At 37.2% G+C, this 9,374-nt stretch carries 14 protein-coding genes; 5 read left to right on the top strand and 9 right to left on the bottom strand.

Annotated elements, in window-relative coordinates; genetic code table 11:
- Positions 1-37: 37 nt before the first annotated feature.
- From HMPREF0083_RS03195 to HMPREF0083_RS03165, 7 genes are all read right to left on the bottom strand, one after another.
- Complete coding sequence (locus HMPREF0083_RS03195; protein ID WP_040301333.1) at positions 38-1,597, bottom strand: recombinase family protein; 1,560 nt, start codon at positions 1,595-1,597, stop codon at positions 38-40.
- 127 nt (positions 1,598-1,724) lie between these two features.
- Positions 1,725-2,567, bottom strand: a complete 843-nt coding sequence (locus tag HMPREF0083_RS26950) for a thermonuclease family protein (protein ID WP_021619581.1) — start codon at positions 2,565-2,567, stop codon at positions 1,725-1,727.
- Positions 2,568-2,639: 72 nt separating this feature from the next.
- Positions 2,640-3,218 (bottom strand): ImmA/IrrE family metallo-endopeptidase, encoded by a 579-nt coding sequence (locus HMPREF0083_RS03185; protein WP_051354514.1) that lies wholly within the window; start codon positions 3,216-3,218, stop codon positions 2,640-2,642.
- A 71-nt stretch (positions 3,219-3,289) separates the two neighbouring features.
- Complete coding sequence (locus HMPREF0083_RS29250) at positions 3,290-3,898, bottom strand: hypothetical protein (RefSeq protein WP_021619579.1); 609 nt, start codon at positions 3,896-3,898, stop codon at positions 3,290-3,292.
- Positions 3,899-3,927: 29 nt separating this feature from the next.
- Complete coding sequence (locus HMPREF0083_RS26095; RefSeq protein WP_021619578.1) at positions 3,928-4,992, bottom strand: hypothetical protein; 1,065 nt, start codon at positions 4,990-4,992, stop codon at positions 3,928-3,930.
- 24 nt (positions 4,993-5,016) lie between these two features.
- A complete protein-coding gene (locus HMPREF0083_RS03170; protein WP_040301331.1) occupies positions 5,017-5,967 on the bottom strand; it encodes a hypothetical protein in 951 nt (316 codons plus the stop codon).
- Between the two features lie 99 nt (positions 5,968-6,066).
- Positions 6,067-6,447: a helix-turn-helix domain-containing protein gene (locus tag HMPREF0083_RS03165; RefSeq protein ID WP_040301330.1), complete on the bottom strand. Its 381-nt coding sequence runs from the start codon at positions 6,445-6,447 to the stop codon at positions 6,067-6,069.
- A gap of 165 nt (positions 6,448-6,612) precedes the next feature.
- Here HMPREF0083_RS03165 and HMPREF0083_RS03160 point away from each other — a divergent pair, with 165 nt between their 5' ends.
- Positions 6,613-6,864: a helix-turn-helix domain-containing protein gene (locus tag HMPREF0083_RS03160; protein ID WP_040301328.1), complete on the top strand. Its 252-nt coding sequence runs from the start codon at positions 6,613-6,615 to the stop codon at positions 6,862-6,864.
- Between the two features lie 81 nt (positions 6,865-6,945).
- Here the strand turns inward: HMPREF0083_RS03160 and HMPREF0083_RS03155 are convergent, their stop codons facing one another.
- Complete coding sequence (locus HMPREF0083_RS03155; RefSeq protein ID WP_040301327.1) at positions 6,946-7,440, bottom strand: hypothetical protein; 495 nt, start codon at positions 7,438-7,440, stop codon at positions 6,946-6,948.
- 65 nt (positions 7,441-7,505) lie between these two features.
- Between HMPREF0083_RS03155 and HMPREF0083_RS27805 the strand changes: the two genes are divergently transcribed.
- Positions 7,506-7,667: a hypothetical protein gene (locus HMPREF0083_RS27805; RefSeq protein ID WP_021619573.1), complete on the top strand. Its 162-nt coding sequence runs from the start codon at positions 7,506-7,508 to the stop codon at positions 7,665-7,667.
- On the opposite strand, the gene HMPREF0083_RS03150 is transcribed toward HMPREF0083_RS27805, so the two are convergent.
- Positions 7,664-7,864: a hypothetical protein gene (locus tag HMPREF0083_RS03150; protein ID WP_021619572.1), complete on the bottom strand. Its 201-nt coding sequence runs from the start codon at positions 7,862-7,864 to the stop codon at positions 7,664-7,666. The genes HMPREF0083_RS27805 and HMPREF0083_RS03150 overlap by 4 nt on opposite strands.
- Positions 7,865-7,985: 121 nt before the next feature.
- Here HMPREF0083_RS03150 and HMPREF0083_RS03145 point away from each other — a divergent pair, with 121 nt between their 5' ends.
- From HMPREF0083_RS03145 to HMPREF0083_RS03135, 3 genes are all read left to right on the top strand, one after another.
- Positions 7,986-8,726, top strand: a complete 741-nt coding sequence (locus HMPREF0083_RS03145) for an ORF6N domain-containing protein (protein WP_021619571.1) — start codon at positions 7,986-7,988, stop codon at positions 8,724-8,726.
- A 116-nt stretch (positions 8,727-8,842) separates the two neighbouring features.
- A complete protein-coding gene (locus HMPREF0083_RS03140; RefSeq protein WP_148315844.1) occupies positions 8,843-9,049 on the top strand; it encodes a hypothetical protein in 207 nt (68 codons plus the stop codon).
- 60 nt (positions 9,050-9,109) lie between these two features.
- The gene (locus HMPREF0083_RS03135) at positions 9,110-9,298 is read left to right on the top strand and encodes a hypothetical protein (RefSeq protein ID WP_021619569.1); all 189 of its coding nucleotides are present in this window, start codon (positions 9,110-9,112) and stop codon (positions 9,296-9,298) included.
- Positions 9,299-9,374 lie beyond the last annotated feature (76 nt).

Below are 9,374 nucleotides of genomic sequence, written 5' to 3'. Positions count from 1 at the left end.
AATCAGTATACCTCTTGATGATATACACAAAGACTTCCTAAATAGGAAGCCTTGGTATAATTTCAAGTTCGAACTGGTCTTTTTTGGTCCATTCCTTCTTTCGAGTATAGTATACTTTTTCTAAGATGGATTTGAGTAAGTGGTTTTTCTCAACAGGACTTTCAAGTTCCCAATAGGTATCGATCACTTTGCGGATTTGCGGAATTATATTCTCTTTATGAGCGAGCTGGGCCTCTTCCAGCTCTATTTCTTTTTTTAGCTGTTCAATGTTTGACTCTGTTTCTTTAAGTTTCTGTCCAATCGATTGATGACGTTGCAAAAATATTTCCTCAGTATATACTTTCTTCTCTAGCATTTCGAATGCTGTTTCTCTCATTCCGTGCAATTCTTCAATCTCTTTTTCTAACCTAGTAATTTGTTTTTGTTTACGCTCAATCATAGATTCTTCTTGCTGGATAGAAGATGCAATTTCATCCTGTTGAAGACCTACTTGTTCAACCAGAGTAGCTAAAGAATCAATGATTCTTTTTTCGATGATAGGGAGTAGAACTCCTTTTTGATATGGTTGACAATTAGGGTTAATACACCTTAACTGCGGATTCGGTCTATCTGCTGTATGAGAAATACGTAAATTGCGCTCGCATAAGGCACAACGTAAAATGCCAGCTAATGGATTAGATAATGTTAATCCTTCTTGTACTGGAGCGCGATAACGTCTACTTACTGCAAGATTAGCTTTATCAAAAAGTTCTTGTGAAATGATTGCCTCATGTGCATTTTCATGACGAATCCAAAGTTCGGGAGGGACTTTCTTTGTAACTCTCTTTCCATTACGTTTGCTATACTTTTGTTTGCCCCAGATGATATGCCCCAGGTACACTTCATTTTTGATGATATATCCGATACTTGACTCTTCCCATACTTTACCTTCAGGTGGATCAATACCGAGCATTTGCAGTTCTTTCACTACTGCTTTTCGTCCTTTTCCTTCAGCAGCTAATTCGAATATCTTTTTTACGATTTGCGCTTGTTCAGGATGAGGGGATAACTTTAGATTTTCATCCCGTGAATAGCCATATGGTGGCTTACGGGTAATTGACTTTCCATCCTTTGCGGAACGGCGACGGCCACCTTGCATACGCTTGGTAATTTGACGCAGTTCCTCTCGAGCGATAATTGATTTTACTCCGAAAAGCAATTCTGCGCCTTCAGAATTACAGTCAATAACTTCGTTTGGGGTGATAATAAGTGTATCTGAGAACTTGAACGAGCGGAAGATCGTACCGGCATCAATCATATCGCCACGACCAAGGCGGTCCAGGTCCATTACCACTACACCTTCAACGGCCCCTTCTTCAACCTGGCGAAGCATCTCCTGTGCAATTGCACGCTCAGAAAGGAACTCGCCAGACACAACTTCCTCAAATATGTCGATTACATTGTGCTGTTCGCGCTTTACAAGATCAAGCAATTCTTTCCGATGCTTGGAAAGCGTATCGTAACTCTTCCCATATTCCAAAGCTTTTTTCTCTTCTTCAATGTCTTTCCGGCTTTTACGAAGATAGATAAATACGTCTTTGTTGGTAGGTCGATACATGTAATCACCTCCTGATGATTGTACCACTATCGCCAAGAAAAACATGTCGGTTTTTCTGTTAATACAACGAGTAGAATGTTCGTTCTGTTTTATAGTTAAAAAGAAGAGCCCAGGAAGGGCTTTTCAATTATTCACAAGCAACACCATCTCCATCGCGGTCTAACTTTCGACTATATCCAGGTTGGCCTTCATATATCGGTGTTACTCCAGCGGCTCTCGCTTCTGTACAGTTCTTATACTGCACATTAGAAGAAGGGGTGGTTGATTTTTGAGTTTCTGCTACAGGCTTTTCAGATTGTTGTTTTGTAGGTTCTGCCTTTTTTGTAGCAGTTTCCTTGGGGTGAAAACCGTCCTCTTGTGCATAATTCTCAATTGACCAGATGCCGATGCCTGCTGTTTGGGCTTTCTTTTGAATGGCACGGAACTGGTCCACATATTTTATATTTGGTGGATAAACGTATGCTACACGTGCTAAGCCTTTCTCTAGTAGCATTTCATTGAACATCTTTCCATCCACCCACAAATATGCAAGTAGGCGGCCATATTTATCCCTCTCAGATACATCAATCTCAATTTGCACCTCTTTGCCTTCTTTCAGTATTTTCTTTGCGAAGGCGGATGCTTCTGGGCCAAATGGTTGCACTGGCTTTGATGGATGTTTTACTTCTGGCGTATCTACTAATAGTAGACGGATAGTTTCTTTCTTTCCGTTTAACTCAACCTTCATTGTATCGCCATCTGTAACGGATATAATTTTGGCTGGTATAAGTTTACCGGTTGCCGTTTGGGGAGCAGCGGTTGTTTGTTTTGATGCTGGCTGAGCTGCTGGTGCTGTAGCTGGTGGCGTTACTGCTGTAACTTTAGTTTCCTGTTGCTGGTTAGTCTGGATATCAGGGTGTTTAGTTGAACATGCAGTAAGTGCTATTGATAATGCTATTAATCCTGTTAGCAAAGATGTTTTCTTTTTCATAATGAATCTCCTTTTTAATGTATTTCTAGTTATTTTTATGGAATGCTGTGTTGGACATAGAAAAATTCTGTTTTAGTAGTAAAAAAATTTATTGTATTCCTTTTTAAATCTAGCAAAAATTTCTTCTCTTATCTCTAAATAAGATTTAATCTTTTCATCAAAGATGCCTTGAAAAATCCGTCGCTTAATTTGCTCCCAACGTCGATATGCAAAAAAGTAAGTTGTGTTGAATGTTTGAGCAAGTAATCCAGCAATTTCTTTATCTCTGCTTGGTAGTTCTAGTTGTTCAATCATAAAGAAGGGGATGGTTGCGTATGGTTGAAAATTCCTCGCTTGTTCTTCTTGAAGTTCGATAAGCCCTCGGAAAATCGGATGTCGATTTCGCTGATCAGCTACATGACGAAGTGGATGACAAAGCTCGTGAAAGAAAGCCTCTTTTTGTTCCTGCGATGATAAATTTTGATTCAAATATACGATGATTAATTCTTCATCCCATACCACATTGTTAATCTTTTCTGTGTATTCAATCTCTATACAAAACTCTGTACATACCCTTTCTATTGTTAAATCCCTTGGAGATAAAATGCCTTTTTGTTTGTATTGTTCTTCAATCCAAATCTCAAGCATAGTTTTTGTGTAGTATTTCAGCACAGTATCTCCTCCTGTTGGAAACGTATGTTTGTATTTTTGTTTAAAAAGAAGAGCCCAGAAAGGGCCACAGTTTATTCGATTGCTGTATATTTAACACGAGATTCTGCTTGAATTGTATCCTGATCTTCTAGTTCCACCACGTATTCAGGAACGCCATAGTCATTTCCTAGAATAGTGTTTACTTTTAAACGCCCTGTGATATCCCTTACAACATAGTTGCTACCCCTACCAACTGGCGTTACTTTGTATCGACCTGCTTGGATATCTTTACCTGCTATAAAGTGACCTGCTGGTAACTGTTTGGGCTCTTGTTGTTTTGCTATAACAGCATTAGAAATCCTTTCTAACTCAGCTTGTTTAGCTTTCAAATCATTGCTTGCTTTATACATTTTTTCAACAGTAGAATCATGCTCGCGTTGAGCAATTTGAATGTCACCTTTAATTTGCTCTTTCTCAGCAACTAATTTTTTTGCCTCTTCATAATTTGCTTTAATAGCATTAAGATTATCTGTTATTGTTTTCAATTCATCGTTTTTCTTTTTGGTTTCTTCTTCTATTTGTTTATATGAAACGGTTTTTTCGTTTAATTTAGTCTTTGCGGTAGTAGAGCCTACAGAATAAGAAATCGCTATTATCGCTATAATTCCCACAGTAGTTAGTATTTTTTTTTTATTTGTCATAGTTACTACCTCTTGAAAATAGTAATTATTTAATCTATGTCAACTTTGGTTCCATTTCCAAAATTATAGAAAGATACAATACTTTTTGTTACAAGGAAATTCCCATCGATAGTTACTGAAATATTTCCTGGCTTAGAGCTGGTTGGATAAAAGCTGTATTCATCTTGGTATATAACAGATCCGGAGAACTTTTTATTCTCATAATTCTTCGCTGTTTCATTGGCGATTTCAACAAAGAATTTTTTTATTTCATCTTTTTTTCCTTTTATTAGAAGGTTTAACCAGGAGGAATAATCATCGTTATTGATTTTTCCGCTAATATTTACATCAATATCATAAAGATTGTAGGGATTTACTTTCCATTCAAAACCAATTGTTTTTCCATCAAGAACTAAGTTACCGTATTTATCATTTAGATATTTTTCGAATTCATCGTCTGTCATCTTAAGCTTTTCTTCAGCTTTAGGAACGTTGTTTTGTTTTTGTGATATAGGCAGATCATTTGAAATAACCTTTTCCGAATTAATAGTCGGTGCTTTTACAGGTTTTTGTACAACCTCTGTTTTCTGAGATGCATTTATATCTGTGGGGTATTTTGGTATAGTATTGGTTCCTAAGCTATTTAATACAGCTTGATACTTTTTTGCTTTTTCTTCTGGTAGCTTACCGTTTATTTGGAACAAAATATTATCCTTAACAAGAACCCAAGAAAAGAAAGCTGAGTTCTCTTTTCCAAAGGACTCATAGTATTTTTTCATTTTCTCTAAGTCAGCTTTTGAATTGAAAGAATAAATTCTTCCCCCATTACCTTCACCTAAAGAAGGAATGAAAATTCTTTCAGCCTCAATAGCTACCATAGGGGCATAACCATAATCCTTTTTTGTCATTTTGTAGTGATTTCCCACTTCTAAATTTGCCTTTTTGAACTGGTCGATAGCTTGATTAACTGTCCATTTTTTAAATGTTTGTTGTTCAGGTGTTGTTTTTTGAACAGGTTTAGAGTCTTTTTTAATTGGTGCAGCTGCTACAGGATAAGTAATAGTTCCTCCGAACAAAAGTGAAAATGCTAGGAATGAAGCAGTTGTCTTTTTCATATGTATCTCCCTTCAGCCCGTTTATTACCAAGATATTTTAGGTGAAGTAGTTACTTTATACCCTTCAGCAATGAAGTTGTCTGGTCCAGTCCCTACCCCTATATGCACATCATAGTAATTCCAAAGTTCGCCAAGATTATCTTTTGTCGGGCCAGATAAATTACTATTCATCGCGGCCACTAAACCACCTAACGATCTAACAAAGTCATCTCCTAGTTCTTTAGCTTTTTCTTTTGAAGTACCAGGACGAACAGTCAAAGCTAGTATGATTTTTGTATCTTTAACGTCAATATAAGCGTCGGTAACTTCCTTTTTCCTTTTTATTTCATATTGAGTCAATTCTTTTATTTCATTAGATATAGTCGGTTCTTCCGAAATAATTGGTGTCGATGTTGATTGTTGTTGTGTTGGTTGGCTTTCTGTATTTGTTTTAGCTTCTTGCTCAGCTTTCTTGATAGCTACCTCTTGTTTTTCTTTTTCTTCAGCAGCTCTTTTAGCAGCCAAGGCTTCTGCTTCTTTTTTCTTAGCTTCTTGTTCAGCCTTTTTCTTAGCTTCTTCATTTTCTGATGATTTCTGAGCAACTACAGGAGTACTTGTCTCTTTTGATGTACTAATGTTTTGAGGTTGTTCGTTCGGTGGAGAATTAACTGCACCTATCAAAAAAGCTACAAAACATACACCTGTATACATAAATTTTTTCTTTGCCGTTCCATTTCTCTTAAATAAAGAAACAATGGCCCAAATGAAAAAAACAAATATACCGATAAAGCTGATAATCGAAATAAGATTCCATATGAAGGCACTATCGTTCATACCAAAGAATACAAGTGATAAAACTCCACAAACTGAAGCACCAATGATATAATCTCTTTTCGTTAGAGGTTTCTGTCCTTCTTTTACTTTTGGTGGTTTGCGTATGCAATCGAGAAGCACAATAGCTACAATTAGAAATATAATGCCCAGCAAAGCCCACACGATGAATCCCTCCCTTTTTTTCATATACCTTTACATTTATGTAATAATTTTCTCTGATGTCTATAATAATGCCCTGCTTGTCCGATTGGTCAAGCAGGGTTATTTGTTTTTCTTTGCTTTTAGTTCTGCTTTTCTTTTCTTAAACCGAGCTACAGTATCCTCAACCATATCTAAGATAAATTGTCGTTCGTCTGGATCTAATTTATCAAGGTCTTTTAATCCATCATAAAAGGCGACGTTTATATTTGAGTCGTCTTCATTACTTTTAGAAGATGGATTATTAGTACGACCAAAAAGATAATCAGTTGAAACCTCAAAGAAATCAGCGATTTTTTTAATGGTGTCAGGATCTGGATTTCGATCCCCTGTTTCATAGCGGGAAAGTTGAACATTGGTGATACCAAGTGATTCAGCTAATCGTTTTTGTGAGAAATTATTTTTTTCTCTTAGATATTTAATTCTCTTTCCTAAGACACTCATTATACGTATCACCATACTTTTAGTTTAATTATCCTAATTGTACCATTTACCGATTCGGTAAAAAACATATTTGCCAAAAAGGTAAAATTTATGTTGACATTACCGAATTGGCAATATATTATTGAGTTAAGAATTACCGAAATGGCAAAAAAGGAGGTGGTGTCAATGTTGTATAAACCAAAAAAAGTTAACCTAGAAAAAATAAAATTTCTTCGAAAAGAAAAGGGCATATCCTTAGATGAAATGGCGAAAATGCTTGGATATGAAAGTCCTAATGGCTATTATTATCTTGAGATAGGAAGAGGAAGATTCCCTGCTGAAACACTAGCAAGAGTTGCTGACATACTTCAAGTGCCTATCACAGAGCTTTTTTTTGAAAATGATATTGCCAAAATGGCAAATAAAAATTTAGCCTAACCCTACACCTATCAAACGAAAGGTGGTGAGGCATTGGGGAGTAGGCGATATTTAATACCTATTGCTTTATCTCTTGTTGCGTTACTCATTTCGCTCATCTTGAGTGACATCACAATTAGTATCCATATCCCGTGATTGGACTGAAAATCGAATTTTCTTTTTTCCATCAGAAGTAAAGAGATGCCATTTGATTTTCTTACTAGATGAACTTTCATCTAAACAAATAACATCAGTTAGTCTAACAGCCTCCTTAGGTTTAAGAAGCAGCGGCATTTTTAAGTAATCAGAACTGACAGCAATAAAATCACCTTCATAGATGAAATACCAAGTGTTGTCATGTTTTTCAGCCTTTAAGGTATCAAGTTTATCTTTCTGTAAATAAAAATCAGATTTCAAAAGGCTAATGGCACTGTTTGAAGAGTTTACAAGTACGGCATCAACTCTGAGGTGATGAGGATCAAGACGTCCCATCTCAATCAGGGCCTGAAGCCGAGGCAATGCTTTCCACCAGTTGTAGAGGCTGATAACTAGTGCCACTAGGCTGATGATTGTTGCGAATGAAAAGCTGATGTACAAATTTATCGCCCCTTGTTTAGTGATGTAATCAAAACTCAGTCTAACCCCTGAAAGGAGGTAAGCGTGTGAATGGTTTTAACAGAGACCCATTTTTAATTGGAGTTAAAGAGGTGAAAGAAACCTCTTTAATCAAGGAAGTAAACGAATGGGTAGAAAAGGGATGGCAGTTATATAAAGTATATAACCGCCCTCAAGATGAGCATTTATTCATCTTAGTTAAATTTTAGAAATTGTCAAAGTCATCATCTTTAGAATCCTCTTTATATTTATCATAAGCTTTTTGATCGAGACCAAGAACATAAGTAATCCAGTGTTCACCATCATCTGTTTGGTTTAGAACATTTAAAAGTTCCCAGCCTTCTTGTAAATGTTCATTAACTCGATCAACGTCTGTAAATTCTTGAACAAATTTTATATCACGCATGAAAATACACCTCCTGTCTATCTAGATTGGAAGAAAGCCACTCGCCAAAGTAACCGTTCTTCTTATATCCAAAATTCGACAAGGATGTGGAAAATCCTACAAATCAGAAAGGAGCAAAACCATGAATCAACTTCAAATCATTCAACACAACGGACAACGTGTGTTAACAACAGCACAATTAGCAGAAGCTTACGGAACTGATAATCGTCGTGTATCTGAAAACTTCAACGCTAATAAAGAAAGGTACACAAAAGGTAAGCATTTTTTCTTGCTGCAAGGTGATGACCTAAAAGCGTTTGGTGACCAGTACGGAAATTCCGTATCAGTCAACAGAGTAAGCAAAATGTATCTCTGGACTGAAAAAGGTGCTTGGATGCACGCAAAATCACTTAACACTGACAAAGCTTGGGAAGCTTACGAAATGCTTGTTGATGATTACTATCAAGCTAAAAATAGTAACAATGTTGTCCCTCTTTCGAAAGACCAAGCGCTTGTAACACTCCTTCGTACAACGGCTGACCTTGTAGAGAATCAAGAACAAATCATTCAACGCATTGATGAAGTAGAACGCAAGGTAGATGAGCAAATCACTTTACACAGTGGTGAGCAGCGTAAAGTACAAAAGGAAATCGCCAAGCGTGTGTACGAGTTAGCCGAACAAGTCGCATATAAGCAACTCGGTTTTGATGGTGGCGAAGTGATTGTACCAGACCTTGAAAAAGAACGTAAACGATTATTTTCAGAAATCCATAGAACAATCAAAGACTGCTTTGCTGTTGCTAGCTACAAAGATGTACGACGCTCTGAACTCAATCAATTATTACTCTTTATTCAAGTGTGGCGACCTAGATTAGTAGCTTAATTTTTTTTACACACCTGTATTACCAAAACCAACCTCAGCTGGAAAGGAGATGAGAAAGTATGCAGGTTGTCCAACTCCCTCATGCTCATACACATAGAGCAAAGGGGGATGAGCAGATGGAAAACCGTCCTTGCTACATCATGCAAGAAGGTAATACCACAATCAAAATCCGCTCGGCGCTTCCATTTATGTCACCAGCAGAGCAGGCTCAATGGTTTCAGGATAATGATTCACTTATTGAAGTACAAATGATGAAATCTGCTTGGGCAAATGCTCTCTGGGTGATCGAAAGACAAAAACAAAAATCTGAATCTACAGCCTGATTCAGCCCTTCGGGGCTAGTAGACAAGCTGCAAAAGAATTGAATAGGAGGTCAATGTCTCATGAACCACATCACCACAGCCGATGACTTCCCAACCGTCATTGATGCCATGCGCTTCCACAGTGCTGAAATTGACCGTATCGCAGAGCTTCCAAAAGAGGAGGCGCTTCGCGAGATGGACAAGCTCGAAGCGCTGGTCCTTAGTATCGCGGCCCGAATAGAGCGCGAGAAAGGGGGTGAGTCAGCATAAATGAACACCTTTTATATTCATCATATATCGTTTTAAAAATGCTGTCTGTTCTGAGTAGGAACAAAAAGGAGGATTT

Origin of the sequence: Aneurinibacillus aneurinilyticus ATCC 12856, assembly GCF_000466385.1 — a bacterium.
GTDB lineage: Bacteria > Bacillota > Bacilli > Aneurinibacillales > Aneurinibacillaceae > Aneurinibacillus > Aneurinibacillus aneurinilyticus.
Note: the sequence above shows the minus strand (reverse complement) of the source record. Positions and strands in the feature narration are given on the sequence as shown.

Bases quoted from the DNA above. Each gene is read 5' to 3' on its own strand.
- HMPREF0083_RS03195 (WP_040301333.1), bottom strand. From the start codon at position 1,597: ATGTATCGACCTACCAACAAAGACGTATTTATCTATCTTCGTAAAAGC.
- HMPREF0083_RS26950 (WP_021619581.1), bottom strand. From the start codon at position 2,567: ATGAAAAAGAAAACATCTTTGCTAACAGGATTAATAGCATTATCAATA.
- HMPREF0083_RS29250 (WP_021619579.1), bottom strand. From the start codon at position 3,898: ATGACAAATAAAAAAAAAATACTAACTACTGTGGGAATTATAGCGATA.
- HMPREF0083_RS26095 (WP_021619578.1), bottom strand. From the start codon at position 4,992: ATGAAAAAGACAACTGCTTCATTCCTAGCATTTTCACTTTTGTTCGGA.
- HMPREF0083_RS03165 (WP_040301330.1), bottom strand. From the start codon at position 6,447: ATGAGTGTCTTAGGAAAGAGAATTAAATATCTAAGAGAAAAAAATAAT.
- HMPREF0083_RS03160 (WP_040301328.1), top strand. From the start codon at position 6,613: ATGTTGTATAAACCAAAAAAAGTTAACCTAGAAAAAATAAAATTTCTT.
- HMPREF0083_RS03150 (WP_021619572.1), bottom strand. From the start codon at position 7,864: ATGCGTGATATAAAATTTGTTCAAGAATTTACAGACGTTGATCGAGTT.
- HMPREF0083_RS03145 (WP_021619571.1), top strand. From the start codon at position 7,986: ATGAATCAACTTCAAATCATTCAACACAACGGACAACGTGTGTTAACA.
- HMPREF0083_RS03140 (WP_148315844.1), top strand. From the start codon at position 8,843: ATGGAAAACCGTCCTTGCTACATCATGCAAGAAGGTAATACCACAATC.
- HMPREF0083_RS03135 (WP_021619569.1), top strand. From the start codon at position 9,110: ATGAACCACATCACCACAGCCGATGACTTCCCAACCGTCATTGATGCC.